This is a genomic window from Luteimonas terrae (assembly GCF_004358165.1).
GTDB classification, from domain to species: Bacteria; Pseudomonadota; Gammaproteobacteria; order Xanthomonadales; family Xanthomonadaceae; genus Luteimonas; species Luteimonas terrae.
Genome location: NZ_SMTG01000004.1, coordinates 70,978 through 97,456, shown reverse-complemented (window position 1 = coordinate 97,456; position 26,479 = coordinate 70,978). Strand labels below are relative to the sequence as shown.

General features: G+C 69.6%; 25 protein-coding genes. 17 read left to right on the top strand and 8 right to left on the bottom strand.

Annotation, left to right across the window (positions count from 1 at the left end; translation table 11 throughout):
• Nucleotides 1-198 precede the first annotated feature (198 nt).
• From E2F49_RS09680 to E2F49_RS09665, 4 genes are all read right to left on the bottom strand, one after another.
• Nucleotides 199-876, bottom strand: a complete 678-nt coding sequence (locus tag E2F49_RS09680; RefSeq protein ID WP_133394092.1) for an RluA family pseudouridine synthase — start codon at nucleotides 874-876, stop codon at nucleotides 199-201.
• A 5-nt stretch (nucleotides 877-881) separates the two neighbouring features.
• Entirely contained in the window at nucleotides 882-1,793 is a 912-nt protein-coding gene (gene hemF / locus E2F49_RS09675) for an oxygen-dependent coproporphyrinogen oxidase (protein ID WP_133393711.1), read from the bottom strand.
• 66 nt (nucleotides 1,794-1,859) lie between these two features.
• A complete protein-coding gene (locus tag E2F49_RS16375; protein ID WP_165971188.1) occupies nucleotides 1,860-2,336 on the bottom strand; it encodes a PH domain-containing protein in 477 nt (158 codons plus the stop codon).
• Nucleotides 2,333-4,693, bottom strand: coding sequence for a S9 family peptidase (locus E2F49_RS09665; RefSeq protein WP_425481378.1), 2,361 nt, complete (start codon nucleotides 4,691-4,693; stop codon nucleotides 2,333-2,335). The genes E2F49_RS16375 and E2F49_RS09665 overlap by 4 nt, the downstream gene beginning before the upstream one ends.
• 185 nt (nucleotides 4,694-4,878) lie before the next feature.
• Here E2F49_RS09665 and E2F49_RS09660 point away from each other — a divergent pair, with 185 nt between their 5' ends.
• The 6 genes from E2F49_RS09660 to E2F49_RS09635 all read left to right on the top strand — a co-directional run bounded on the left by E2F49_RS09660 (nucleotide 4,879) and on the right by E2F49_RS09635 (nucleotide 12,724).
• Nucleotides 4,879-6,276: a cytochrome ubiquinol oxidase subunit I gene (locus E2F49_RS09660; protein ID WP_133393709.1), complete on the top strand. Its 1,398-nt coding sequence runs from the start codon at nucleotides 4,879-4,881 to the stop codon at nucleotides 6,274-6,276.
• A complete protein-coding gene (cydB, locus tag E2F49_RS09655) occupies nucleotides 6,276-7,295 on the top strand; it encodes a cytochrome d ubiquinol oxidase subunit II (protein WP_133393708.1) in 1,020 nt (339 codons plus the stop codon). Before E2F49_RS09660 ends, cydB begins: the two co-directional genes overlap by 1 nt.
• A gap of 96 nt (nucleotides 7,296-7,391) precedes the next feature.
• Nucleotides 7,392-7,664, top strand: a complete 273-nt coding sequence (locus E2F49_RS09650; RefSeq protein ID WP_133393707.1) for a YcgL domain-containing protein — start codon at nucleotides 7,392-7,394, stop codon at nucleotides 7,662-7,664.
• A gap of 46 nt (nucleotides 7,665-7,710) precedes the next feature.
• A complete protein-coding gene (locus tag E2F49_RS09645; protein WP_425481377.1) occupies nucleotides 7,711-10,959 on the top strand; it encodes an ankyrin repeat domain-containing protein in 3,249 nt (1,082 codons plus the stop codon).
• An 80-nt stretch (nucleotides 10,960-11,039) separates the two neighbouring features.
• Nucleotides 11,040-11,906 carry an energy transducer TonB gene (locus E2F49_RS09640; protein ID WP_133393705.1) on the top strand — a complete coding sequence of 289 codons (867 nt, stop codon included), beginning with the start codon at nucleotides 11,040-11,042 and terminating at the stop codon, nucleotides 11,904-11,906.
• Between the two features lie 149 nt (nucleotides 11,907-12,055).
• On the top strand, nucleotides 12,056-12,724 hold the full coding sequence (locus E2F49_RS09635; RefSeq protein ID WP_165971187.1) for a TonB family protein: 669 nt from the start codon (nucleotides 12,056-12,058) through the stop codon (nucleotides 12,722-12,724).
• Nucleotides 12,725-12,815: 91 nt separating this feature from the next.
• Here the strand turns inward: E2F49_RS09635 and rho are convergent, their stop codons facing one another.
• Together rho and trxA are read right to left on the bottom strand one after the other, a co-directional pair.
• Nucleotides 12,816-14,570 carry a transcription termination factor Rho gene (gene rho / locus E2F49_RS09630; protein ID WP_133393703.1) on the bottom strand — a complete coding sequence of 585 codons (1,755 nt, stop codon included), beginning with the start codon at nucleotides 14,568-14,570 and terminating at the stop codon, nucleotides 12,816-12,818.
• A gap of 204 nt (nucleotides 14,571-14,774) precedes the next feature.
• Nucleotides 14,775-15,101, bottom strand: coding sequence for a thioredoxin (gene trxA, locus E2F49_RS09625; RefSeq protein ID WP_133393702.1), 327 nt, complete (start codon nucleotides 15,099-15,101; stop codon nucleotides 14,775-14,777).
• Nucleotides 15,102-15,158: 57 nt separating this feature from the next.
• Between trxA and rhlB the strand changes: the two genes are divergently transcribed.
• From rhlB to E2F49_RS09590, 7 genes are all read left to right on the top strand, one after another.
• Complete coding sequence (rhlB, locus tag E2F49_RS09620; protein WP_425481367.1) at nucleotides 15,159-17,057, top strand: ATP-dependent RNA helicase RhlB; 1,899 nt, start codon at nucleotides 15,159-15,161, stop codon at nucleotides 17,055-17,057.
• A 387-nt stretch (nucleotides 17,058-17,444) separates the two neighbouring features.
• Entirely contained in the window at nucleotides 17,445-18,134 is a 690-nt protein-coding gene (ftsE, locus tag E2F49_RS09615) for a cell division ATP-binding protein FtsE (protein WP_055251483.1), read from the top strand.
• Nucleotides 18,127-19,077 carry a permease-like cell division protein FtsX gene (ftsX, locus tag E2F49_RS09610; RefSeq protein WP_133393700.1) on the top strand — a complete coding sequence of 317 codons (951 nt, stop codon included), beginning with the start codon at nucleotides 18,127-18,129 and terminating at the stop codon, nucleotides 19,075-19,077. Before ftsE ends, ftsX begins: the two co-directional genes overlap by 8 nt.
• Nucleotides 19,078-19,080: 3 nt before the next feature.
• Nucleotides 19,081-19,899: a response regulator gene (locus E2F49_RS09605; RefSeq protein ID WP_133393699.1), complete on the top strand. Its 819-nt coding sequence runs from the start codon at nucleotides 19,081-19,083 to the stop codon at nucleotides 19,897-19,899.
• Between the two features lie 139 nt (nucleotides 19,900-20,038).
• Nucleotides 20,039-20,737 carry a uracil-DNA glycosylase gene (gene ung, locus E2F49_RS09600; RefSeq protein ID WP_133393698.1) on the top strand — a complete coding sequence of 233 codons (699 nt, stop codon included), beginning with the start codon at nucleotides 20,039-20,041 and terminating at the stop codon, nucleotides 20,735-20,737.
• Nucleotides 20,737-21,513 (top strand): HipA family kinase, encoded by a 777-nt coding sequence (locus E2F49_RS09595; protein WP_133394091.1) that lies wholly within the window; start codon nucleotides 20,737-20,739, stop codon nucleotides 21,511-21,513. Before ung ends, E2F49_RS09595 begins: the two co-directional genes overlap by 1 nt.
• Entirely contained in the window at nucleotides 21,497-21,898 is a 402-nt protein-coding gene (locus E2F49_RS09590; RefSeq protein ID WP_208004869.1) for a DUF3037 domain-containing protein, read from the top strand. Before E2F49_RS09595 ends, E2F49_RS09590 begins: the two co-directional genes overlap by 17 nt.
• A 114-nt stretch (nucleotides 21,899-22,012) precedes the next feature.
• Here E2F49_RS09590 and E2F49_RS09585 read toward each other — a convergent pair whose 3' ends face one another.
• Together E2F49_RS09585 and queD are read right to left on the bottom strand one after the other, a co-directional pair.
• The gene (locus E2F49_RS09585; RefSeq protein ID WP_133393696.1) at nucleotides 22,013-22,414 is read right to left on the bottom strand and encodes a phasin family protein; all 402 of its coding nucleotides are present in this window, start codon (nucleotides 22,412-22,414) and stop codon (nucleotides 22,013-22,015) included.
• A 161-nt stretch (nucleotides 22,415-22,575) separates the two neighbouring features.
• Nucleotides 22,576-22,932, bottom strand: a complete 357-nt coding sequence (queD, locus tag E2F49_RS09580; RefSeq protein WP_133393695.1) for a 6-carboxytetrahydropterin synthase QueD — start codon at nucleotides 22,930-22,932, stop codon at nucleotides 22,576-22,578.
• 109 nt (nucleotides 22,933-23,041) lie between these two features.
• Between queD and E2F49_RS09575 the strand changes: the two genes are divergently transcribed.
• From E2F49_RS09575 to E2F49_RS09560, 4 genes are all read left to right on the top strand, one after another.
• Nucleotides 23,042-24,127, top strand: a complete 1,086-nt coding sequence (locus tag E2F49_RS09575) for a glycerophosphodiester phosphodiesterase family protein (protein WP_243713554.1) — start codon at nucleotides 23,042-23,044, stop codon at nucleotides 24,125-24,127.
• A gap of 65 nt (nucleotides 24,128-24,192) precedes the next feature.
• Nucleotides 24,193-24,966 (top strand): hypothetical protein, encoded by a 774-nt coding sequence (locus E2F49_RS09570; RefSeq protein ID WP_133393693.1) that lies wholly within the window; start codon nucleotides 24,193-24,195, stop codon nucleotides 24,964-24,966.
• Nucleotides 24,967-25,076: 110 nt separating this feature from the next.
• Entirely contained in the window at nucleotides 25,077-25,646 is a 570-nt protein-coding gene (locus E2F49_RS09565; protein ID WP_133393692.1) for a sigma-70 family RNA polymerase sigma factor, read from the top strand.
• Nucleotides 25,647-25,648: 2 nt separating this feature from the next.
• The gene (locus E2F49_RS09560; protein WP_133393691.1) at nucleotides 25,649-26,428 is read left to right on the top strand and encodes an anti-sigma factor; all 780 of its coding nucleotides are present in this window, start codon (nucleotides 25,649-25,651) and stop codon (nucleotides 26,426-26,428) included.
• Nucleotides 26,429-26,479 lie beyond the last annotated feature (51 nt).

Below are 26,479 nucleotides of genomic sequence, written 5' to 3'. Positions count from 1 at the left end.
CCGGAACCATCAGGCGTCTCCCCGCGCCCGGTTCCCCGAGCCCCGTAGGCCCCCCCTGCCTGCGGGGCTTTTTTATGTCCGCGATTTGCCGCCACGGGAATCCACCTGTTCGGTGGGCGCGCTTGCGCGCGATGCAGGCGTCGTTGCGGCCGTCCGTAGTGCAGGGCCGCGCGCGAGCGCTCGCACGAATCCGCGGCCTCAGAACGGCAACGGGGATTCGATCCGCAGTTCGTCGCCGGTCGCGGGATGCACCAGCGACAACGCCTCGGCGTGCAGCAACAGTCGCGGCGCACGTGCCTGCGCGGCCTCTTCGGCATACAGCGCGTCGCCCAGGATCGGATGTCCGATCGCCTGCAGATGCACGCGCAACTGGTGGCTGCGGCCGGTTTCGGGTGACAGGGCAAGCCGCGCGCAGCGCGTGCCGTCGGTGGCGATCTCGCGGGACAGTACCGACCAGCGGGTCAGTGCGGGCTTGCCGACGGTCGCGTCGACCTTCTGCCGCGGCCGGTTCGGCCAGTCGGCAATCAGCGGCAGCTCGATCACGCCGGCATCGTCTTCGGGCCAGCCGTCGACGATGGCGACGTAGCGCTTGTCGACGCGCCGCTGCGCGAAGGCATCGCTCAAGGTGCGCTGCATCTCCAGCCCGCGCGCGAGCACGATGACGCCCGAGGTCGGCTGGTCGAGCCGATGGACGACGCGGGCATCCGGCCACTGCGCCGACGCGCGGGTCGCGACGCAATCGGACTTGTCGGCGCCGCGGCCCGGGACCGACAGCAGGCCGCTGGGCTTGTCGAACGCGAGCAGGTGCGCGTCGGCGTACAGCACGCGCAGGTTGTCATGCGCGGCCTCCGCGGGCGCGTCCGCATCGCGATGCATCGCGTTCAAGCCAGTTCGGTGAGCCAGTCGCGCGGACGCAGATAGTCGGCCAGGCGCGCCTCGTCGCTGCCGGCGTCCGGTGCGAAGCCGTATTCCCAGCGCACGCGCGGCGGCAGGCTCATCAGGATCGACTCGGCGCGCCCGCCCGACTGCAGCCCGAACAGCGTGCCGCGGTCGTAAACCAGGTTGAACTCGACGTAGCGGCCACGGCGATAGAGCTGGAACTCGCGCTCGCGCTCGCCGTAGGGCGTGTGCTTGCGACGCTCGACGATGGGCAGATAGGCGTCGAGGAAACCGTCGCCGACCGCCTGCAGATAGGCGAAATCGTGCGCGGGATCTTCGTGCAGGTCGTCGAAGAACAGGCCGCCCACGCCGCGCGTCTCGTTGCGGTGCTTGAGGAAGAAGTAGTCGTCGCACCAGGTCTTGTGCGCGTCGTAGCGCGTCTGCCCACCGAAGGGTTCGCACAGATCGCGCGCGACACGGTGCCAGTGCAGCACGTCTTCATCCACCGGATAGAACGGCGTGAGGTCGAAGCCGCCGCCGAACCACGCCGCGACGGTCTCGCCGTCACGTGTCGCGCGGAAGTGGCGCACGTTGGCGTGCGTCGTCGGCAGGTGCGGGTTGCGCGGATGGAACACCAGCGACACGCCGCAGGCCCGCCACGACGCGCCGGCGAGTTCGGGGCGGTTGGCGCTGGCCGACGGCGGCAGGGCCGTCCCCGACACGTCGGAAAACCCGATGCCCGCCTGCTCGAACACCGCGCCGTCGCGCAGGATGCGCGTGCGACCGCCGCCGCCTTCGGCGCGCTGCCACAGATCCTCGACGAAACGGGCCTGGCCGTCGGCCTGCTCGATCGCCGCGCAGATGCGGTCCTGCAGGCCGGTGAGATAGTCGCGGACGGTGTCGAAATCGTTCATGGCGCCATTGTAGGCGGCGCCCGCCGGACGGCATTGATCCTGATCAATCGAACGGGCGTGGGCGGATCAGGCGTGGGCCGCGCGCCAGCGCTCGAGCTTTGCCGCCAGATCTGCGGCGCGATGGCCGAAGGTGTCGGGCAGGGCGCCGTCGAAGCCGCTCAAGCCACGGTTGAGCCGACGCATCCGCCGCGCGATGTCGACGTGGTCGGCGAAGTCCACGCCGACGAGCGTGTGCAGGCCGACCCGCGTGGGACCGAAACGCAGCACATCACGCCAGCCCCAGCGGGTCACCCGAAACAGCGAGCGCAGCTCGAGGCCGTCGGCGTCGAGCCGCAGATGGTTCGCGCCGGGCAGCAGCGCGACCAGGGCAATGAGCGCACACACACCGAAGAAGCCGCCGCAGATCCACGCGAACAGCAGATTGCGGTCGCCGATCGCGACCGCCATCCAGACGAAGCCCGCGGAAATCGCCAGCAGGGCCAGCATCTTCCACGGCGAGGGCCGCAGCAGCTCGAACGCCGGCAGCGGCCCGCCCGATGTCACTTGAGCGTGCGCTCGAACAGCTCGTAGATGCGGCGGTACTGGTCGTACCACGAGGCCGGATGCTGGTAGGCGTGGCGCTCCATCGGGTAGCTGGCCAGTTCCCACTTGTCCTTGCGCAGTTCGATCAGGCGCTGCGCCATCATCACCGAGTCCTTGTAGAACACGTTGTCGTCGATCATGCCGTGGGCGATCAGCAGATTGTCCTGCAGGCGATCGGCGTATTCCATCGGCGAGGACTTCAGATACGCCTCGGGGTCGATGTCGGGCGTGTTGAGGATGTTGGCGGTGTAGGCGTGGTTGTACTGCGACCAGTCGGTGACCGGGCGCAGCGCGGCGCCGGCCTTGAACGTGCCCGGCTCGCGCATCAGCGCCATGAAGGTCATGAAACCGCCGTAGCTGCCGCCGTAGATGCCCACGCGGTCGCGATCGGCCTGGTGGTGGTCGACCAGCCAGTCGATGCCGTCGAGGTAATCCTCGAGCTCGGGATGACCCATCTGCCGGTAGATCGCCGTGCGCCAGTCGCGGCCGTAGCCGCTGGACGCGCGGAAATCGAGGTCCAGCACGATGTAGCCCTGCTGCACGAGCAGGTTGTGGAACATCTGCTCGCGGAAGTAGTTCGGATAGCGCTCGTGCACGTTCTGCAGATAGCCGGCGCCGTGCACGAACAGCACGACCGGATACTTGCGGCCGGGCTCGTAGGTCTTCGGGCCGTAGAACTTGCCCCACACCGTGCCCGCGCCATGCTTGGACGGCACCTGCACGTACTCGGGCTGGAGCCAGTCGTAGGCCTTGTACTCGGCGGTGCGGGTATCGGTGAGCACGCGCACGTCGCCGCCGGCGACATCGGCCACGGCGAGCTGCTGCGGGGTGTAGCTGCTGGAGGTGCGCAGCAGCAGACGGGTCTCGTCGGGCGAGAGGCTGAAGTCGTCGATGGTGCCGGTGCGGGTGACCTCGGCGACGGTGCCGTTCGAAGCGCTGCACACATCGTAACGGCCCGGCCACTGCCGGTTGCACAGGAAGAAGAAGCGGCTGCCGTCGCGCGACATCACCGGCGAGGACACTTCCCACTCGCCCGAGGTCAGCGCGCGCGAGCGGCCGCCGTCGTTGAGATACAGATGCGAATAGCCGGACGACTCGGACAGGAACCACAGCGTGCGGTTGTCGGGCAGCCAGCCGAATTCGTTGAAATCCCAGTTGATCCAGGCGGCGTCGGTCAGGCGGTCGCGGTTCTGCAGCGTGGCCGCGGCCAGATCGACGGTCGCCAGCCAGCGGTCCTTGTTGTCGACCGAATGGATCGACAGCGCGACGCTGCGGCCATCAAGGCTCCAGCGGATCGCGCCGCCCCCACCGCCACGGCCGTCGAGTTCCAGACGCACCGGGCGGTTGCCCTTGAGCGCGTCCTTGCCGGCCGCGCGGCGCAGGTCGGCCAGCGGATCGGTCGCGATGCCCGGCAGCGTGTCGGTCTTGAGTTCGCGCACGCCGCCCGTCGCGAGGTCGACCAGCCACAGCGTCTGTGCCAGCGGGTCGTTGCGACCCACGCGCGTACGCACGTCCTCGAATTCCTCGTAGCCGGATTCGGTCACGTAGCGCGGCATCTTGCCTTCGCGGCCTTCGTCGCCGCTCTTGGCGGTGGTGACGACGATCAGGCGGTCACCGGCCGGCGACAGCGCGCTGCCGGCGATGGTCACGTCCTTGCCCAGGAACACCGGGCCCGGCGCGCGCGTGGCGTCGCCACGACGCCAGGCCTCGTTCTGCGTGCGCAGTTCGTCGCGACGGTCGCGCTCGACGCGCAGGGTCTCGATCATCCGCAGCTGGCGATCGCGCAGATCGTCGGCCTTCGGCGGCTTGGCCGGATCGTCCTCGGCCTTGAGGCTGGCGAGCTGGGTGGTGCCGCGCTGGGCATCCCACCCGAACCAGTCGTTGCCGGCGCGCCAGATCAGGCCGCCGGTCGGCGTCCACTGGGCCTGCGCTTCGGGCGCCTCGGTGCGCGTGACCTGGCTCAGCGCGCCGGTGCGCAGGTCGCGCACGAAGATGTCGCCGTTGCGCATGAACGCCATGCGCGTGCCGGTGGCATCGACGATCGGGTCCTGCCCGTCGAGATCGGCGCGGGCGTTGTCCTCGACGCGCGTCGCCGCGCCGCCGGCCAGCGGCTGCATCCAGGTATCGCGCACATTGCTGCCGTCGCGCTTGAGCGCGTAGTAGGCCGACTGGCCATCCCAGCGCCACCAGGCGCGTTCCACCGGCGCGCCGATCCAGTCCGGGTCAGCCATGATCCGGTCCATCGTCAGCGGCTGCGCGGGTTGCGCCAGGGCGATGGGGGACACGAGGGCGCAGGCGAGCACCCAGCTCAACGGCAGTCGACGCATTCGACGGTTCCACGAGTGACAGGAGGGCCGCAGTGTACCGGGCGCTCCCGCCGGCACGCTCGGGCGAGGGTCATGGCCGGCGCGACATGGGGTCGCATGCGACGTTCGGACCCACGCACGTTTCACGACGCCGCGCCGACACTGGCCACCCCTGCGCTTGATCGAGGACGTCCGGCTTGGACGCGTTGCTGCTGTCGCGGATCCAGTTCGGATTCGTGATCTCCTTTCACGTGCTCTTCCCGGCCTTCACCATCGGGCTGTCGAGCTGGCTGGCGTTTCTGGAATTCCGCTGGCTGCGTACGCGCGATCCGGTGTGGCGTGAGCTGTACTTCTTCTGGACGCGCATCTTCGCCGTCTCGTTCGGCATGGGCGTGGTGTCGGGCATCGTCATGAGCTTCCAGTTCGGCACCAACTGGTCGGCGCTGAGCGTGGCGGCGGGCAACATCCTCGGACCGTTGCTGAGCTACGAGGTGCTGACCGCGTTCTTCCTGGAGGCGAGCTTCCTCGGGGTGATGCTGTTCGGCTGGGGCCGGGTCTCGGAGAAGCTGCATTTCCTCTCGACCTGCCTGGTCGCGGTGGGCACGCTGATTTCGACGTTCTGGATCCTCTCGGCCAACAGCTGGCTGCACACGCCGGCCGGCTACGAACTGATCGACGGCGTGTTCCATCCGGCCGACTGGATGGCGATCATCTTCAATCCCTCGTTCCCCTACCGCCTGGCGCACATGGCGCTGGCGGCCTTCATCACCACGTGCTTCGTCATCGGTGGCGTCGCGGCCTGGTATCTGCGGCGCGGCGACCACGTCGATGCGGCCACGCGAATGCTCAAGCTCTCGGTCGCGTTCGCGGCGATCACCGTGCCGCTGCAGATCGTCGTCGGCGACCTGCACGGGCTGAAGACCGGCGAGGTGCAGCCGGTCAAGCTCGCGGCGATGGAAGCGCACTGGCATGAAGGCGAGCCCGGCGCAGGCGTGCCGCTGGTGGTGTTCGCCGTGCCGAATGCAGAGGCGGAGCGCAACGATTTTGAGGTCGCGATCCCGCGCCTGGGCAGCGTGATCCTGACCCACAGCTGGGACGGCACGATCGCGCCACTGACCGCGGTGCCGCGCGACGAGCGGCCGCCGGTGGCGCCGGTGTTCTATGCGTTCCGCGTGATGGTCGGCATCGGCATGGCGATGCTGCTGCTGACCGTGGTCTCGCTGTGGGCGTGGCGGCGGCGCTGGCTGTTCGAATCGACCTGGCTCTTGAACACATGGCGGCTGATGGCCCCGAGCGGCTTCATCGCCGTGCTGGCCGGCTGGTTCGTCGTCGAGTTCGGGCGGCAGCCCTGGGTGATCCAGGGGCTCCTGCGCACGGCGGACGCGGTCAGCGACATCGACCGCACCAGCGTGATCATCTCGCTCACCGCGTTCGTCGTCGCCTACGCGGTCGTGTTCGGCGCGGGCGGCGGCTACATCCTCAAGATGATCCGCAAGGGCCCGCAGCCCTTCGACGACGGCCCGGACCACGACGCGGGCGAACGCACGCCGATGCGGCCGATCTCGGCGGCCGACGGCCCGGTGGGAGACGACTGATGGAGTTCGATCTGCAGACCGTGCTGCCGGTGGCGTGGTTCGCCGTGATCGGCTTCGGCGTATTGATGTACGTGCTGCTCGACGGCTTCGTGCTGGGACTGGGCGTGCTGGCGCCGTTCGCCGAGGACGGCAGCCAGCTTGATCACATGATGACGACCGCCGCGCCGATCTGGGACGGCAACGAGACCTGGCTGGTGCTCGGTGGCGTCGGCCTGCTGGCCGCGTTCCCGCGCGCCTACGCGATCATCCTCTCGGCGCTGTATCTGCCGGTGCTGCTGATGCTGATCGCGCTGGTGTTCCGCGGCGTCGCGTTCGAGTTCCGCTTCAAGGCCCGGCGCGGCAAGCGCTTCTGGGGCGCCGCGTTCGCCGTGGGCTCGCTGCTCACCGCCTTCGCGCAGGGCGTGATCCTCGGCGCGCTGGTCGAAGGCATGGCGCTGGAAGAGGGCAAGTACGCCGGCGGCGCGCTCGACTGGTTCAGTCCGTTCTCGATGTTGACCGGCGCGGCCGTGGTGTTCGGTTATGCATTGCTGGGCAGCACCTGGCTGATCCTCAAGACCGAGGGGCGCCTGCAGCAGATCGCGCGCACGCTGACGCGCCCGCTGGTGCTGGTGGTCGTGGCCTTCATGGGGCTGGTCAGCGCCTGGCTGCCGTTCCTCGACTCCAGGATCATGGCGCGCTGGTTCGAGGACGGGAATTTCTGGTGGTTGTCGCCGGTGCCGGTGCTCGCCCTGGTCAATGCGGTCTGGCTGTGGCGCGCGGCGATGCGCGAAGGTCGGGATGCGCGTCCGTTCCTGCTGACGCTGAGCTTCTTCGGGCTGGGCTTTCTCGGGCTGGTACTGGGCATCTGGCCCAACATCGTGCCGCCGTCGCTGAGCATCTGGGAAGCCGCTTCGCCACCTTCATCGCAGGGCTTCGTGCTCGCGGGACTGGTCGTGCTGCTGCCGCTGATCCTCGGCTACACCGCATGGTCGTACCGCGTGTTCCGCGGCAAGGTGGCGGCCGACGCCGGCTATCACTGAACACGGTGTCGACGCGGCGCCCGCAACGAAGCGCATCGCCATACCCATGGCGATGCTTTTGACGCACAATCCCGCGTGTTTCCGCGATTTCCGGCCATGCACGCCTACGTCTACAAAAGCCAGCGCAAGGCGGACACCTATGTGTACCTCGCCGAGCGCGATGCATTCGACGTTCTGCCCGAGCCGGTGCGCGCGCAGCTGGGCACGCTGACGTTCGTGCTCGACGTGGCGCTGACGCCCGATCGCAAGCTCGCGCGCGAGATCGTCGAGACGGTCCGCGAGAAACTGCGCACCCAGAAATTCCACCTGCAGATGCCGCCGCGCGTCGTCGCAGATCCGCTGACCGGGGACTGGGGCACCGATGCCTGAGTCCGCACCGCGGCCTGCGAACGCCGTGTCCCGTCTTCCCTTCGCCATGCTGGCGGCCGGCCTTGTGTTGGCCGCGCTGACGGTCGTCGGCGGTGCGATCGCCGCGATCGCTGGCGCACTCGCGCAGCCGGCGTTCGCGCTGGCGGTGCGCGGCTGGCGCACGCGCGCCTTGCCGGCCGGCAAGGCCCTGCAGGGCGATCTGCTGTCGCTGGCCGGCGCTTGGGGCGTGGCAACGGTCGCGACCGCGGTGCTGGTCGCCTGGCCGTTGTCGGCGTTGCGACAGGGCGGCGAACTCGGCGCGGCGCTCGCGTTGAGCGTGACCGTCGGCCTGGCGGTGATCGGCTTCTGGCGCACCTGGCCGCTGTGGCATGCGGTCGAGCGCGAGGGCGGCGATCTGCGCACGCACTGGCGCGCGCTGTCCGAACGCGAGACCGGCAACTGGCGTGGCGTCGGGGCAGCCCTGTGCGTCGCTGCGATCGTCGCGCTGGTGCTCGTGCCGGCCTGGCTGCCGGCCGCGGCGGTCGGCCCGCGCATCGCCTTCGCCGTCGTCGCCAGTGCCGTGTGGCTGGGGCTGCACGTGCTGCTGCAGCGGATCGTGCCGCCGGCCGCGCTGCCGATGCAGATCGTCGAGATGCAGGGCGATCCCGCCGTGGCGCTGAGCGAAGAACCGCTGGACGCCGCACCGGACGCCGCGTTGTACTCAGCCGCCCGCGCCGGCCGCGTGGACCGCGCCTTGGCACTGATCGAGGCCGGTGCCGACGTGCGCGCCTTGCCGGCCGGCGACGACCGCGACCAGCGCAGCCTCACCGTGCTGGCGGCGGTGCTGCCCGACCTGCGCCTGCTGCGGGAACTGATCGCGCGCGGCGTCGACGTCAATGCCGCGCACGCGGGCATGACGCCCCTGCTCGCGGCGACGCGCGACAGCTGGCATGGCCGCCCCGACGCGGTGATGACCCTGCTGGCCAACGGCGCCGACCCGCGCATCACCGATCACGAAGGCAACACGCCGCTGCACCTGGCGGCCCGCAGCTCCGACCCCGGCGTCGCCGCGCTGCTGCGCGATGCCGCGGCCGAACTCGAAGCCCGCAACCAGGACGGGCTGACGCCGCTCGGCATGGCCTGCGCGGTCGGCAACTGGCGGCTGGCGAAATTCCTGCTCGAACGCGGCGCCAGGCCGGAGATCGAAGGCGGCACGCCCGCGCTGCTCGCCGCGGCCGGCGGCGACGAGGACGATGCGGCTGGTGTGCAGTTGCTGATCAAGCAGAAGGCGCGTGTCGACGCGCGCGATGCGCAGCGTCGCAGCGCGTTGCACGTGGCCGCGTTCCACGGCCACGACGACATTCTCGCTGCCCTGCTGGGCGCGGGCGCCGACGTGCGCGGTCGCGACAACGACGGTCGCACGCCGCTGCTCGAAGCCGCACGCGGCGGTCGTCTGTCGGCGCTCGAAGCGCTGCTGGCCGCCGGCGCCGACGTGCAGGCGGTCGACATCGCCGGCCGCAACGCACTGACCCTGGCCTGCACGGCGGAGCTGCCGTCGGCGACCATGGTGCAGCGCCTGCTCGAACTCGAGGTGCCCGCGGACATCGCCGACGCCGACGGCCGCAAGCCGGTCGACCGTGCTGCCGAAACCGGACGCTGGACGCTGGTGCGCCTGCTCGATCCCGACTACCCGCTGCCGGCCAATCTCGGCATCGCCGACGAGGAAGACGGCGCCGCGTCGGGCGACCGCACGCCGTTGCTGCTGCTCCGCGCGAGCCTGCGCGAGGGCCGCTTCGACGATCAGGGGCCGCTGCTGCGCCTGCTCGGTGCGCGCGATCTCGGTGGCCTGCTGCTCGATCCCGAGATGCCGCCTTCGTTCGATCGCATCGAATGGCTGCTGGCACAGGGTGCCGATGTCGAAGTCGCGGACGCGTCCGGTCGGCCGCCGCTGTGCGCGCTGCTGGGGTCTGCACCGACCACGCTGCCGATCCTGCAGACGCTGCTGCGCCACGGTGCGTCGCCCGGCGGCGCCGGCAACCTGGCGCGTTATCTCGCCGCCTGCGCCGATGACGACCAGGCCGCGCGCGCCTTCGAAACCTTTGCGCTCGACCTGCTGGCGCGTGGCGCCGATCCCTTCGCCGCGCTGCCCGGTGGCGATCCGCCGCTGTCGCTGGCCGTGCGTCTGGGCTGGCTGCGCCTGATCGAGCGTCTCGTCGATCACGGCGTCGACCTCGATGCCCGCGATTCGCGCGGCATGACCGCCCTGCATCTCGCCGCCGCACTCGGTCGCGAAGGCGCGCTCAAAACGCTGGTGCGTCACGGCGCGTCGCCGGCCGCGCATGCCGCCGATGGCCAGACGCCGCTGGGGGTGGCGCTGTCGGCCGGTCGCCGCGATCTCGCCGACTGGCTCGACTGGCGCGGCTGGAAATTGCCGCGCCGCGCCTTGGAAGCGACTGATCTGCCGGCCGCCGCGAACGCGGGTGATGCCGAAGCGGTGCGCCGTCTGCTGGATCTCGGGTTCGCGGTCGACACCGTCGACGGCCAAGGCTGCACCGCATTGCTGCGTGCGGCCGGCGGTGGCCATGCCGACGTCGTCGAACTGCTGTTGTCGCGCGGCGCCGACGCGTCGCGCGCAGCCCAGTCCGGTGCGACGCCGCTGTCGGCGGCGGTCAGCATGCGCCACGCCGGCATCGTCGATCGCCTGCTGGCGCATGGCGTGTCGCTCGACCAGCGCCTGCCCGGCGAAGTCAGCGTGCTGATGCTCGCCGCCGCACTCGGGCTGCCCGATCTCGCCGCGCGTCTGCTGACCGCCGGCGCCGACGTGCATGCGACCGATGCGCAGGGCCTGACGCCGCTGCACTGCGCCGCGCTCTACGGCTTCACGTCGCGCGATCGGCCGCGTCTGCTCGCCCTGTTCGACACGCTGCTGCTGGCCGGGGCCGAGGTCGACGCGCCTGCCGCCGGCGGCGTGACGCCCCTGCTGTTGCTGCTCGGCGCCCGGGCCGAACCCGGCACCGCCTGCGACGAGGATGTGGTGCTCGCGGCGATGGAGCATCTGCTCGACGAGGGTGTCTCGCTGGAATCGCAGGACCAGCGCGGCTTCGGCCCGCTGCACCTGTCGGGCCTGCACGGCCAGCTGCGCATCGCCCGCCGCCTGCTCCGCGCCGGCGCCGACCCGGACCTGCGCGACACCCTCAACCGCACCCCGCGCGAGATTGCGGTCATGCGCGGCTTCGTCGACGTCGCCGCCGAGTTCGCACCCGCGCAGGGCAACGACGGCGTGTCGATGGCGCGGTTCCTGCGCGAGCAGCGCTGACGACCCGGGGTTTGCCCGGGCTTGTTCCGCGCTCCCGGAGGCGGCACAGTCAGGCGTCCGGTCCTCTGCAGGAAGCACCCATGAACCGCACGCTCTCCGCGCTGCTCGCCCTCGCGTTTCTCGCTGGAGCCGCGCCCGTCGTCGATGCACAAAGTGCGCGTCAGGCGCGCCAGGAAGTCGAAGCCTCCATGTTAGTGACGGGCCACGTCGACATCGATCGAGAAGGCAAAGTCAGCGGCCATGCCTTCGACAAGCCGGAAAAACTGCCGGCGCATGCGGTCAATCTGATCGAACGCGCGATTCCCGCGCTGCGCTTCGAGCCTGTCCTCGTCGACGGTGCGCCCGTGCTTGCGCGCGCCAAGATGAGTGTGCGCCTGGTCGCGACACCGGTGGGCGACAGCGAAGGCAATATGCACGTGCGCATCGCCAGTGCGCATTTCGGCGAGGAATATTCGGATGCTGATCGCACCAGCGTGCGGCGTTCCGACCTGCGTCCACCGCGCTACCCGATGAACATCGCGCAGATCGGCGGCAAGGGCACGGTCTATCTGCTGGTGAAGGTCGGACGCGACGGCAAGGCTGAAGATGTCGTCGCCGAACAGGTCAATCTGACCGCACTCGGCAATGCACGACAGATGCAGATGATTCGCAACACATTGTCGAAGACTGCGATCGACAACGCGCTCAAGCACTGGACGTTCACCCCGCCGGAGCAGGGTGAGGACACGAATCGTGATTACTGGGTGGTGCGCGTGCCCGTCGATTTCAGGTTGGCCGATGACCGGGAGACCGCGTACGGGCAGTGGAGTGCCTACCATCCCGGCCAGCAGCAGCGCCCGGAATGGGCCGCGCCGACGCCGCCGGGTTTCAGTCCTGACACCCTGGTGGCCGGCGGCGTGACGCCGGAAACCTCGCGCTTCAAACTGTTGACCCCGTTCCAGGGCTGAACCATTCGATTTCCTTTTCCCCGCGCCCAAGGCGTGAACAAGGAGGTTCCATGCGACATACACTAGTGCTGACCGGCAGTCTTCTTGCGTTCGCGATTGCGGCTCCGGCGGGTGCACGTGGCGCTGCCGAGGTCGTGGCGTTTCCCACAATGGTCAAAGTCGTCGTCGACGAACGCGGTCAGCCGACCGACATCGAAGCGTCGCCCAGGCTGCCCCAAGGTCTTCGCGATTTCGTCGAGGCGCGTGCGCGCGATCTCGCATTTGAGCCCGCAGTGATCGAGGGGCGCCCGCTTGGCGGCGTGACCTACGTGGTCTTCGGTGTCTGCGCGGTGCCGGCGGCCGGCGACCAGATGCACTTGGCCGCCGAGTATCGGAGTCACGGTCCGGGCCTGGCGGACGGCTCGGCGTATCCCGCGCCACCGCGTTATCCAGTGGAAGCGGCGCGGCGCGGACTGTCAGCGAGCATGACGGTGAACTACACCGTGCAGCCTGACGGCAGCGCGAGCCTGGATTCCGTCGAGTTCGCCGACAGCACGCGTGAGCGCAACCGTGCACCCTTCGAACGCATGGCCCGCGAGTGGGTCGCCGGCATGCAGGCGCTGCCGGAACAGGTGGATGGTCGGGCGATTACCACCCGCGTCAGTACGCCTGTGACCCTAGAGGTGGCGAACACGGGCTCGCGCAAGGCGCGGGAGATGTTGAAGAACATGCAGGATTCGAGAACCGGCTCCGCGGAATGTGTCGCCGCCGAGCAGGGGCAGGCCGGTGGCCAGATCGTCACCGCACAATCGGCGTTCGCAATTCGCGACGCAGGGTAAGTCCCAGCGCGTCGTCCGCAGTGGCGGCGCCAGCGAAAAAGGCCCCGCGCGAGCGGGGCCTTTTCGTGTCCAGCGAAGACCGGCGAGCCGGTCAGCGCTTCATCGACGAGAAGAATTCCTCGTTCGACTTGGTGGTCTTCATCTTGTCGAGGAGGAACTCCATCGCGGCGATCTCGTCCATCGGGTGGAGGAGCTTGCGCAGGATCCAGATGCGCTGCAGCAGGTCCGGCTCGATGAGGAAATCCTCGCGGCGGGTGCCCGACTGGTTGACGTTGATCGCCGGGTAGACGCGCTTTTCGGTGATGCGGCGGTCCAGGTGCACTTCCGAGTTGCCGGTGCCCTTGAACTCCTCGTAGATCACCTTGTCCATCGCGCTGCCGGTGTCGACGAGGGCGGTGGCGATGATGGTCAGCGAGCCGCCTTCCTCGACGTTGCGCGCGGCGCCGAAGAAGCGCTTCGGGCGGTGCATCGCGTTGGCGTCGACGCCACCGGTCAGGACCTTGCCCGACGAGGGCACGACGTTGTTGTAGGCGCGGGCGAGGCGGGTGATCGAGTCGAGCAGGATGACGACATCCTTCTTGTGCTCGACCAGGCGCTTGGCGCGCTCGATCACCATTTCGGCGACCTGCACGTGGCGCGCGGCGGGCTCGTCGAACGTGGAGGAGATGACCTCGCCGCGCACGGTGCGCTGCATTTCGGTCACTTCTTCCGGACGCTCGTCGATCAGCAGCACGATCATGTGCACGTCGGGGTGGTTGTAGGTAATCGCGCTGGCGATCTGCTGCATCATCATCGTCTTGCCCGCCTTCGGCGGCGAGACGATCAGGGCGCGCTGGCCTTTGCCCTGCGGGGCCATCAGATCGAGGATGCGGCCGGCGATGTCCTCGCTGGAACCGTCGCCGCGCTCGAGCTTGAAGCGCTTGCGCGGGAACAGCGGGGTCAGGTTCTCGAACAGCACCTTGCCCTTGCTGGCTTCCGGCGGCTCGCCATTGATGGTGTCGACGACCGACAGCGCGAAGTAGCGTTCGCCGTCCTTGGGCCAGCGGATGCGGCCGAGCAGATGGTCGCCGGTGCGCAAATTGAAGCGGCGGATCTGGCTGGGCGAGATGTAGACGTCGTCCGGACCGGCGAGGTAGCTCGCCTCGGCCGCGCGCAGGAAGCCGTAGCCGTCGGGCAGGATTTCCAGCACGCCGTCGGCGACGACGCCTTCGCCGTGGCGGGTCAGCACCTTGAGCAGGCCGAAGATCACGTCCTGCTTGCGCGCGCGCGCCAGGCCTTCGATCGAGAGCTGGTCGGCGATGTCGTACAGCTTGTGCGCCGGCATCTGCTTCAGATCGCTCAGCGTGTACTGGGGGAAGCCTTCCGGAATGTTCGGCGGCGGCAGGCGCTGTACGTGATCGTTGTTGCCGTCCTGCGGCAGGCCGTCGTCGCGGCCGCCACGCTGGCGGTCACGGCGGTTCTTGAAGCGGTCGCGACGGTTGCCGCGCTCGCCGCCCTGCTCGTGGCGGTTCTGGTTCTGGTGGTGATGCTGGCCGCCGCCCTGCTGCGGGCGCGGTTCGCCGCCCTGGCCCTGCTGCGGCGCGTTGCCCTGGCCATTGCCCTGCGCATTGCGCGGCATGTCGCTTTGGCCGGCATCGCCCGACGCCTTCGGCGCATCGGTCTGGGGTGCCGGTGCTTCAGCGGCCTGCGGCCTGGGCGCGGGTGCGTCCTGGGCCGGCAGCAGCTGCGGCTGGCTGGATTCGGATGCGGTGGAGTCGGTGGCCTTCTTGGCCACGCGCGCCTTGCGGACGCGCTTCACGGCGGTGTCGCCCTCGGGCGTGCCGGGATCGGATGTGTTGTCGGACAAGCGGAAAATCCTCGCTCGGTGCGAGCGCCCGGGACGGGCGGGTGCGGATGACGGAAGTCAGGGAATGACGCCAGATGGGTGCGGCGCGCCTGTGGCGTGCCGGAGCAGCGCAAACCTAGCACTGCGCCCGACCGGCGGCAAGACGCGCGACGCGGTCGGTTCAGGCGACGGCGGCCGGTGTGACCGCGTCGCGAAGGCGCTCGATCAGAGCGCCTTGTCGATCAGCTGGGCGAGCTGCGGCTTGCCGACGGCGCCGATCTGGGTGCCCTGCACCTGGCCGTCCTTGAAGACCAGCAGCATGGGAATCGAGCGCACGTGGTACTTCAGCGCGGTGGCCTGGTTCTGGTCGACGTCGACCTTCACGATCTTGGCGCGGCCGGCGTAGTCGCCTGCCAGTTCGTCCAGGGCCGGGGCGATCATCTTGCAGGGGCCGCACCACGGGGCCCAGAAGTCGACCAGCACCGGGACATCGGACTGCAGAACGGTGGCGTCGAAGTCGGCATCGCTGGCGTGGATCACGGCATTGCTCACGGGAATCTCCGGGTGGCGGGGCGCCCGCCAGAGCAGCGGCGCCGGGATGGATGTAAAATGGGGGATCGCCGACCGGAATCAAGGTGGCGCTCCTGCGGGACGACCCACGCGTCCTGCGCCCAGGCAGTCTGCCGTCGCGACTGTCTCCCACGCAAGCACGCGGCGCCCTCCAGCCGGCGACGCCCGGACACATTCCTACGCATGAGCGACAAGCCTCTTACCGACATCACCTTCTCGTCCTTCGACCTGCATCCGGCGCTGCTCGCCGGGCTCGAAGGCGCGGGCTTCACCCGCTGCACGCCGATCCAGGCGATGACCCTGCCGCTCGCCCTGCACGGGCGCGACGTCGCCGGCCAGGCCCAGACCGGCACCGGCAAGACGCTGGCCTTCCTGGTCGCGGTCATCAACCGCCTGCTGTCGAAGCCGGCGCTGGCCGAGCGCAAGCCCGAAGACCCGCGCGCGCTGATCCTGGCGCCGACCCGCGAACTGGCCATCCAGATCCACAAGGACGCGGTGAAGTTCGGCAGCCAGCTCGGCCTGAAGTTCGCCCTCGTCTACGGCGGCGTCGATTACGACAAGCAGCGCCAGATGCTGCAGGAAGGCGCCGACGTCATCATCGCCACGCCCGGCCGCCTGATCGACTACGTCAAGCAGCACAAGGTCGTCAGCCTGCACGCCTGCGAGATGTGCGTGCTCGACGAAGCCGACCGCATGTTCGACCTGGGCTTCATCAAGGACATCCGCTTCCTGCTGCGGCGCATGCCGATCCGCACCGAGCGCCAGACGCTGCTGTTCTCGGCGACGCTGAGCCATCGCGTGCTCGAGCTCGCCTACGAGCACATGAACGAGCCGGAGAAGCTGGTCGTCGAGGCGGAATTCATCACCGCGGCCAAGGTGCGGCAGAAGCTGTACTACCCGGCCGATGAGGAAAAGATTCCTCTGCTGATCGGTCTGCTGTCGCGCAGCGAAGGCGCGCGGACCATGGTGTTCGTCAATACCAAGGCCTTCGTGGAGCGCGTCGCGCGCGCGCTGGAGAAGGCCGGCTACCGCGTCGGCGTGCTGTCGGGCGACGTGCCGCAGAAGAAGCGCGAAACGCTGCTGAAGAAGTTCCAGGCCGGCCAGCTCGAACTGCTGGTCGCCACCGACGTCGCCGCGCGCGGCCTGCATATCGACGGCGTCTCTCACGTCTTCAACTACGACCTGCCGTTCGACGCCGAGGATTACGTGCACCGCATCGGCCGCACCGCGCGTCTCGGCGCAGAAGGTGACGCGATCAGCTTTGCCTGCGAGCGCTACGCGATGTCGCTGCCGGACATCGAGGCCTACATCGAGCAGAAGATTCCGTCCGAGCCGGTCACGCAGGAACTGCTGACCGCGCTGCCGCGCAAGCCGCGCGAGGGCGTGGAGGTTGACGCCGAGGAAGGCGAGAGCATCGGCGAGATCTTCAAGGAAGTGCGCGAAGCGCGCGCCGCCGAGGATGCCAAGCGCGGCGGTGGCCGTGGCGGTCCGGGTGGCGGTCGCGGCGCACCGGGTGGCCGTGGCCCGCGTTCGGGCGGTGGCGAAGGCCGTGGCGAGCGCGGTCCGCGCAAGCCGCGCACGCCGCGTCCGGAAGTCGCCGCCGAAGACGCTGCGGCCGCGCCGGCCAAGCCGGTCGTCGACGCCGCCGGTGCCGTCGCGCAGGCGATGCCGGACGAGTCGCGTCCGCCGCGCAAGCGCCGTCGTCGCCGTGGCGGCAAGAAGGTCGAGGGTGCGGAAGGCACGGCGCCGCAGGGCAACGAGGCGAAGTCGGCCGAGTCCAGGCCGCGCGGCAATGGCGGCAACGGCGGCAAGGGTCCGCGTGAAGTGCGTCCGACCCAGCGTCCGGCACCGGCCGCGGCCGCCGAGAAGGCCCCGTCGCTGCTCAGCCGCATCGGACGCGGTCTGCGTCGCCTGGTCTCCGGTGGCGATTCGCGCTGATCCTGGGCGCGGTTCCGCTCTCAAAAAAAAAAGCCCCGCTCCGGCGGGGCTTTTTCGTTCCGTGTGTTCCGGACGGGATGCCGCGTCTTCTGCTTGCGCCCTTCCTCGCGTGCGGGGGATGAGAACGGCCCGTCTGCGCGGCACTGCCGCGCGGGTCGATCGAATGCCCGGCGTGCTTCGCCGGGCCGGACGGGTTGGGTGGGGGCAAACGTTCGGATGGCGACAGCGACGATCCGAGCGATTCGACGAATTGCGCTCGATGCAGAGAGATGGGCGCGCATGCTTCGCCCCCATCCCATCCTTCTCCCCGTAGACGGGGGACGGAGCTGTACGTCGCGCCGCTCCGATGACGCCGCCCTGCACGCGATCCCTGCAATAATCCCGCGCATGAGCGTCCTGCGATTCGACAACGTCAGCAAGCAGTATCCCGGCGGCCACGTGGCGCTGTCGGAGGTCAGTTTCGAGGTGGCGGCCGGGGAGATGCTGTTCGTCACCGGCCACTCCGGGGCGGGCAAGAGCACGCTGCTCAAGCTCATCCATCTGGCGGAGCGGCCGAGCCGTGGCGCGGTGGTGTTCGGCGAACGCAACCTGCTCAAGGTCCGCGGCCGCAAGGTCGCCATGCACCGGCGCGAGGTCGCGGTGGTGTTCCAGGACCATCGCCTGCTCGCCGACCGCAGCGTGTTCGACAACATCGCGCTGCCGCTGATCCTGCGCGGCATGCGCCGGCCGGAGATCGGCAAGCGCGTGCGCAGCGTGCTGGAACGGCTGGGGCTCGGTGCGCGCGAACGGGCGCTGCCGACACAGCTTTCGGCCGGTGAGCAGCAGCGTATCGGCATCGCGCGCGCCATCGTCGGCGAGCCGCGCCTGCTGGTCGCCGACGAACCCACCGGCAACCTTGATCCCACTTTGTCGGCCGAAATCATGGCGCTGTTCGCCGAGATGCCCGAGCGCGGCACCAGTGTGCTGATCGCCAGCCACGATCTCGGTCTGGTGAAGCGCATGAAGAAGCGCACGCTGGTGCTCGACCACGGCACGCTCGCCGACGACATCTCGCCGGAGGATCTCGCCGATGCCTGAGGCGCCCCGCAACCAGCCCGCGCGCAGCGGGCCGTCGCCGGTCGGCACCTGGTTCGACCACCACGTCTACAGCGTGCTCGCCAGTCTCGGGCGGTTGTTCAGGAAGCCGTGGTCGGCGGCGCTGACCATCGGCGTCATGGCGGTGGCGCTCGCGCTGCCGCTGGGCCTGTGGCTGGTGCTCGACAACGTCGGTCGGCTGGGCGGCAGCATCGACGCCTCGCGCGAGATCAGCGTGTTCCTCAAGCAGGACATCGACGGCGCGCGCGCTGAAACGATGGCCCGCGAACTGCGCGGGCGCAGTGATGTCGGCAGCGTCGTGCATCGCTCGCCCGATGAAGGCCTGGCCGAGTTGCGCGAGCGCGGCGAGTTCGGCGATGCGATCGACGTGCTCGGCGAGAACCCCTTGCCGCACGTGCTGATCGTGACGCCCGGCGGCGACGAGATGCTGCTGGCCGAGTCGCTGCGCGCACTGCCCGAATCGGAACTCGTCCAGCACGACGCGCAGTGGCGCGAACGTCTCGACGGCTGGCTGCGCTTCGGCGGCCGCGTGGTCTGGGTGCTGGCGGCGCTGCTCGGGATCGGCGCACTGCTGGTCGTTGGCAATACGGTGCGGCTGGACATCCAGTCGCGGCGCGAGGAACTCGGCGTGCTGCAGTTGCTGGGCGCGACCGACGGCTTCATCCGCCGGCCGTTCCTGTATCTCGGCGCCTGGTACGGACTGGCCGCAGGCGGTGTGGCGCTGGGCCTGCTGGCCGTGGCCGGCCTCGCGCTGCAGCCGCCGCTGGCGGAACTGGCCGCGAGCTACGGCGCGACGTTCGCGCTGCGCGGCTTCGGCCCGGCGGGCGTGGTCGCGGTGCTGGCCGGTGCGACGCTGCTCGGCTGGCTCGGCGGCGGCATCGTCACCGGGCATTTCCTGCGCCAGACCCGGCCCACCGAGACCTGAGCCGTGCACGACCTCCGTCATCTCGCAGGCGACGCGCCCCGGGTGATGGTCGTCGACGGTTCGAAACTGGTGCGGCGCCTGATCGGCGACGTGCTGCGCCAGTCGCTGGCCGGTGTCGAGGTGATCGAATGCACGGGCCTCGCCGATGCGGTGGCCGCACTCGACGCCGCGCCGGTCGATCTGGTCAGCACCGCGCTGTCGCTGCCCGACGGTGACGGTCTGCAGCTCGCGCGGCGCGTGCGCGAAGCGGCGGGTCAGCGCTACGTGCCGGTAATCGTGGTTTCGGGTGATGCGCAGTCGCATCTCGAAGCGCGGCGTTTCACCGAGGACGTCACCGACCATTTCGACAAGGCGCTGGGCCATCGCGCGCTGGCGGAATTCATCCGCGGCTACGTGCGCCCCGAGCCGATTCCCGACGCCCACGTGCTCTACGTCGAGGACAGCCGCACCGTCGCGCTGGCCACGCGGCGCATGCTCGAAGCGCAGCAGATGCGCGTGACCCACGTGCTCAGCGCCGAGGACGCGCTTGCGTACCTCGACGCGTACCGCGACGGTCCCGCGGCACCCGGCGCGGATCTGGTGCTGACCGACGTCTATCTGAAGGGCGAACTCAGCGGCCACGATCTGCTGCGCGCGGTGCGACGCGACTTCGGTTACGGCAAGCGGCGCCTGCCGGTGCTGGTGATGACGGGCGACGGCAATCTCGAGAACCAGGTCGGGTTGCTGCGCGCCGGTGCCAACGATCTGGTCGTCAAGCCGGCCGAGGAACGCGTGCTGGCGACGAAGACGCTGTTCCAGCTGCGTCTGGCGGCGATGCGCTGAGGTCCTTACAGCTTTTCGTGGAAGCGCTTGCGCGCCATTCCGATGATCCTGCGATTTACTGCATTCCATGATCGCGCGCGAGCGCGCTCCACAGGGAAATTGCCGTTACGCTGACGGCCGTTTCGCGATCGAATTTCACATGTCCGACATCCGCCTCGAACCCTCCTGGAAATCGCGCGTCGGCGACTGGCTGCTGCGCGAGGACATGCAGGCGCTGTCGGCGTTCCTGCGCGCGCGCAAGGCGGCGGGCGCGCGGATCTACCCGCCGGGTCCGGAGATCTTCGCCGCCTTCGATGCGACGCCCTTCGACGCGGTCAAGGTCGTGATCCTCGGGCAGGACCCGTATCACGGGCCGGGACAGGCCCATGGCCTGTGTTTTTCCGTGCGACCGGACGTGCGCGTGCCGCCGTCGCTGGACAACATGTACAAGGAGATCGAACGCGATCTCGGGCTGCCGCGACCCGATCACGGCTGGTTGATGCCGTGGGCGAAGCGCGGCGTGCTGCTGCTCAATGCGGTGCTGACGGTCGAGGAAGGCAAGGCCGGCGCGCACCAGGGCAAGGGTTGGGAGGGGTTCACCGATCACGTCGTCGACGTGCTCAATCGCGATCGCGAGGATCTGGTCTTCCTGCTGTGGGGCAGCTACGCGCAGGCCAAGGGCAAGGTCATCGACACCCACCGGCATTGCGTGCTCAGGACCACGCATCCATCGCCGCTGTCGGCGCATCGCGGCTTCCTCGGCAGCGGACATTTCTCGAAGACCAACAACTTCCTGCGCAAGCGCGGCATCGCGCCGGTCGACTGGTCGCTGCCGCGCCGGGCGGAGTTGCCTGCGTGATCCGCAGTGTCGAAGCCACGCGCTACGTCACGCCACTGCGCGAAGGCGGCTCGCTGCCGGCGGTCGTCGAGGCCGACGACGACGGCATGTACGTGATGAAGTTCCGCGGCGCAGGGCAAGGGCCCAAAGCGCTGGTCGCCGAGTTGATCGCCGGCGAGTTCGCGCGCCTGCTCGGGCTGCCGATTCCGGAGATCGTCTTCATCGGTCTCGACCCGGACATGGCCTCGACCGAACCCGATCCGGAGATCCAGCACCTGATCCGCGCGAGCGCCGGCTGCAATCTCGCGCTGGATTACCTGCCCGCGTCGATCAATTTCGATCCGGCGGTCGATCCGCCCGACGCCGACCTCGCCTCGCGCATCGTCTGGTTCGATGCCTTCGTCTGCAATGTCGACCGCACCGCGCGCAATACCAACCTGCTGGTCTGGCATCGCCAGCTCACCCTGATCGACCACGGCGCCGCGCTGTACTTCCACCACGACTGGGACAGCGCGGCGCGCATCGCGAGTGGCCCGTTCGCGCGCGTCGCCGATCACGTGCTGCTGCCGTTCGCATCCGCGCTCGAGGCCGCCGATGCCGCGCTGTCGGCGCGCATCACCGAGGCCGACATCCGTCGCATCGTCGCGCAGGTGCCCGACGACTGGCTGGGCGGCGAGCCGCACTTCGCCGATGCCGACGCGCATCGCGCGGCCTATGTCGCGTTCTTCTGCACGCGCCTCGCGCACCGCGCGGTCTTCGTCGAGGAGGCACAGCGTGCGTATGCAGCAGGTCTATGACTACGCGGTGATCCGGGTCGTGCCCCGGGTCGAACGCGAGGAATTCATCAACGCCGGCGTCATCGTGTCCTGCCATGGCGCACGCACGCTGGCAGCCGCCGTGTCGCTGGATGTCGCGCGGCTGTATGCGCTCGACCCGCACGCCGATGCAGCGTCGCTGCAGCGGCATCTCGACGCGATCGTGCGCATCTGCCGCGGCGATGCCGATGGCGGGCCGATCGCCGCATTGCCGGCACGTGCGCGTTTCCATTGGCTGACCGCCAAACGCAGTGCGGTGATCCAGGTCTCGCCGGTGCACACCGGGCGCACGGCCGATCCCGAGGGACTGTGCGCACGCCTGATGGCGCGCATGGTCCTGCCACCGCAGCCCGTGCGCGGCGCATAAAAAAAAAACCCGGCAGCGTGCGGGCTGCCGGGTCGGATCCGGGCGAGGGAGGGATCGCCTGGATGTTCGGGTGCGGAGCGTCGCTCCGCGGCGCAATGAGCGCGATCGATCAGATCAGCGCTTGGTGGTCTTCGAAGCGGCCTTGGCGACCTTCTCGGCCTCGGCGCGCACGTCGGCGGTCGTGGTCTCGATGTGCGACTTGGCGATCTCGGCGATGGCCTCGTGCGCCTTGACGGCGCGGCCCATCACTTCCTGGCCGGTGCCGACCAGACGCTCGACGTTCTCGCGGGCGATCTGCGCACCCTTCGGCCACAGGGCCTTCATGCTGTCGAGGTCGCGGGCGTCGAGCGCCTCGCTGGCGAACGCGAACGTGGCATTGGCGTTGTCGCCGAAGGTGGAGACGTTGAGCGCGATCATCGACTGGAGATTGTCGAGCGCGATGTGGTTGATCTGCGCGGCGGCATCGGCGAACTGGCGCGACGCGGCGGCGAACTGCTCGTTGAACTGGAACGACATGGCGGTTACCTGCGTGAGCCGGCGGTCTGCCGGGTTTGTGCGGTGCAGCATACCGCAGCCATGTTGCATTGCAACAAGAAGCCGACGAACGGTCGCCGGGCATTCAGTTTTGTAGCGGAATCAGTTGCTTATGGGCCGCGGCGCGGCGGTGGCCGTCAGGCTCAGGGGCCGGTGTAGCGGCAGCCCGAGGTGCAGGTTTCGCGGATCACGATCGCGCTCAGCTGTGGCAGCGCGGGCTTCAGGCGCTCCCAGATCCAGATCGCCAGGCGCTCGCTGGTCGGGTTTTCCAGACCGGGAATGTCGTTGAGATAGTGATGATCGAGCTGCGCGTAGAGCGGCGCGAAGGCGGCCTTCAGATCGCCGAAGTCCATGATCCAGCCGGTCTCGGGACCGGGTTCACCGGACACGTGCACCTCCACCTGGAAGGAATGCCCGTGCAGCCGCGCGCACTTGTGCCCGGGCGGCACGTTGGGCAGCCGATGCGCGGCCTCGAGGGTGAAAACCTTGAAGATGTCCATGCGCGCATTCTCGCCGCCGCGCCGGCCGCGCGGCAATCGTCGCCGGCCTGACATCTGGCGCTGACACGATGGCCGGTCTTTCCGTCGACCCGACCCCACGATGTCCCCGATGCGTGTTCTGCTGCCGCTGCTGATCGCCACTGCCGCCACGATGATGCCCGCCCGGCCCGCACACGCGGAAACCGCCACCGCGAAACCTCTGGTCATCGCCCACCGCGGCGCCAGTGCCCGCATGCCCGAGCACACGCTGGCGGCCTACCGGCGCGCGGTCGAGGACGGCGCGGACTTCATCGAGCCGGACCTGGTGATGACGCGCGACGGTGTGCTGGTCGCGCGCCACGAGAACGAGATCGGCGGCACCACCGATGTCGCCCTGCATCCGCAGTTCGCCGATCGCAAGCGGACCCAGCGCATCGACGGCATCGAGGTGACCGGATGGTTCACCGAGGATTTCTCGCTGGCCGAACTCAAGACCCTGCGTGCGCGCGAGCCGCTGCCTGCGCTGCGCGGCATCTGGTACGACCGCCAGTTCGCGGTGCCCACGCTGCACGAGATCATGGCGCTGCTCGACGATCTGGTGCGCAGCTCCGGGCGCGACATCGGTCTGATTCCCGAGATCAAGCACCCCACGCACTTCCGCGCCATCGGTCTGCCGATGGAGCGGGCGCTCGTCGATGCGCTGGCCACGCACGAAGTCGCCCGGCGCGTGCCGCTGGTGGTGCAGTCGTTCGAGCCCGACAGCCTGCGCACGCTGGCGCGGATCGGCGCAGACCCGCTGCCGGCGCTCGCACTGCTGCAGCTGATCAGCGATCCGGCCACGTGGCCGGCCGATGTCGAGGCCACGGGCGGCCATACGCGCTATCGCGATCTGCTCACGCCCGACGGGCTGCGCGGCATAGCGACGTACGCACGCTGGCTCGGCCCGCACAAGGCGCAGATCGGCGAGGTCGTCCGCGGTGGCCGCCTCGAAGCAACGACGTTGGTGGCCGACGCACATGCGGCCGGCCTGAAGGTCATGCCCTACACCTTCCGGCCCGAGAATGCGTATCTCCCGCGCAGTCTGCGCAGCGGCGCGGCGAACGCGCGTCACGATGCCGGCGCGCTTGCGGAAATGCGGCTGTTCCTCGACGCCGGCATCGATGGTCTGTTCGCCGACGATCCCGCGCTGGCGCGACAGGCCGTGGACGCACGCTGAACCCGCTGCATCCGTGACGGGCGCAGCGCCCGTAGGTCCCGTGCAATCCGCCACGGGAGTTCCAGATGTCGAAGCTGCAGTCCGCTCGCACAGGTGCGCGCTGCGTCGGGTTGGTCGTTGGCCTGCTCGCGGCCCTGCCGGTGGCGGCCGTCGAGCGCGAGGACGCGCGCGCCCTGTCGCGTGACGACGGACGTCTGCTCTATCGGGAAGTGCACTACCGCGATCGCACGGGCGATGTCGCACGCCGGGTCGTGCTCTACCAGTGCCCGGATGGCGTGGCCTTCGCGCGCAAGACCGTCCTGGCGACCGCTGCCGATGCGCAGCCGGACTTCGCGTTCCACGATGCACGCAGCGGCTACCGGGAAGGGGTGCGCACACGCGACGGACATCGCGAGATCTTCGTGCAGCGCGCCGGTCAGGCCATGCGCACCGAGCCATTGCCCCAGGCCGGGGATGCGGTGATCGATGCAGGCTTCGACGCAGCGGTACGCGCGCAGTGGACGGCGCTGGGCGGCGGGCCGCAGCGGCTGTCGTTCCTGCTGCCGGAAAGGTTCGCCTTCATGCCGGTGCGGGTGACGCCGGCGGGCGATGTCGACGGCACACGCCGCCTGCGGATGTCGGTCGACCGCTGGTTCGGCTTCGCGATCGCGCCGATCGAATTGCGCTACGGGTTGCAGGACCGGCGCCTGCGTGAGTTCGCCGGGCCCGGCACGGTGCGGGACGCGCGCGGCAGGCCGGTCGATGTGCGCATCGTGTTTCCGGAACGTGCCACGGCCGTCGCCGCGTCCGAAGTCGACGCCGCGCTGGCGGATCCGCTCGTCGGCCGATGCGCGACCTGAAGCCCCCGGTCGCACGTGCGCGGCGCCCGCGTCGACACGCGCGCCGCTTGCGCGGCGTCGTGTCTGCGACGAGGATGGCCGTCGGTTCCCGACCAGGATGCACGCACCGGATGCCACAGCACGATGCGACCGCGACAGCGCCCGGAACCGGGCTGGACGACTGGCTGGGGCGCGTGGCCGAGGGCGATCGCGGTGCCTTCGAAGCCCTGTATCGCGAAAGCGCGTCCCGACTGCTGGGCATCTGCATCCGCGTGCTGCACGACCGCGACGAGGCCGAGGACGCGTTGCAGGACGTCTACGTGCGCATCTGGCGCAAGGCCGCGCAGTTCGACCCGGCACGCGCGGGCGCGGCGACGTGGCTGGCCACGGTTGCGCGCAACACCGCGATCGATCGGCTGCGCGCGCGCCCGGCGCATGCGCTGGCACCGATCGAACTGGTGGAGGCGATGCCCGACGACGGCGAGACGCCCTTGGAATCCACCGAACGGGCGGGCGATCGCAGCCGGCTCGACGCGTGTTTCGACACCCTGGAGCCGCGTCGCCGCCGCCTGATCCGTGCCGCGTTCTTCGACGGTTCGACCTACGACGAACTCGCGCGACGCGCAGGCGCGCCGCTGGGATCGGTGAAGAGCTGGATCCGACGCGGCCTGCTGCAGCTGCGCGCCTGTCTGGAGGCATGACGATGCGCGACTCCGACTTCGGCATCGATGACGTCGGCGACCCCGAGCCGCCGCGCGCGGATCTGCTCGCGGGCGAGTACGTGCTGGGTGTGCTCGATGCCGATGCGCGCGCGTCGGTCGAAACGCGCCTCACGCACGATGCCGGTTTCGCGCGTCTGGTCGCCGACTGGGAACGACGTCTGGCGCCGTGGCTTGCGGGCGTGCCCGAGGCGGACGTGCCCGCGCACGTGTGGCCGCGCATCCGCAGCGCGCTCGGTTGGGCGCCGGTGGCGTCCAGGCCCGAAGGGCTCTGGCACAGCGTCGCGCTGTGGCGCAGCGCGGCGGCACTGGCGGCGGCGGTCGCGATCGTCGCGGTACTGGCAGGCCGTGTGCCGGTCGACGACACGCGCCAGACGCCGGTCGTGATCGCGCCGACACCCGATCCTGCGCCTGCGCCGGTCGCCACCGCGCTACCGGTCACCACGCTGGCGCACGAGGACGGCTCGCCCGCCTGGCTCGCATCGGTCGATGCCGCGCACGGGCGGGTGCTGGTCGTGCCGCTGCCGGCCGATGTCGATGCAGAAGGACGCGTGGCCGAGCTGTGGCTGATCCCCGAAGGCGGCGCACCGGCGTCGCTGGGCCTGCTGCCGCACGATCGCACGCGCGCCATCGACGTGCCCGACACGCTGCGCGCGGCGCTGGTTGCAGGCGCGACGCTGGCGGTCTCGCTCGAACCGCCGGGTGGCGCACCGCAGGGCGCACCGACGGGACCGGTCGTCGCGAGCGGCGCACTGCGGATCTGAAGGACGTACTGATCGCCGTGGCCGCGCGCCACGGCATCGCGCCGTGCAAGG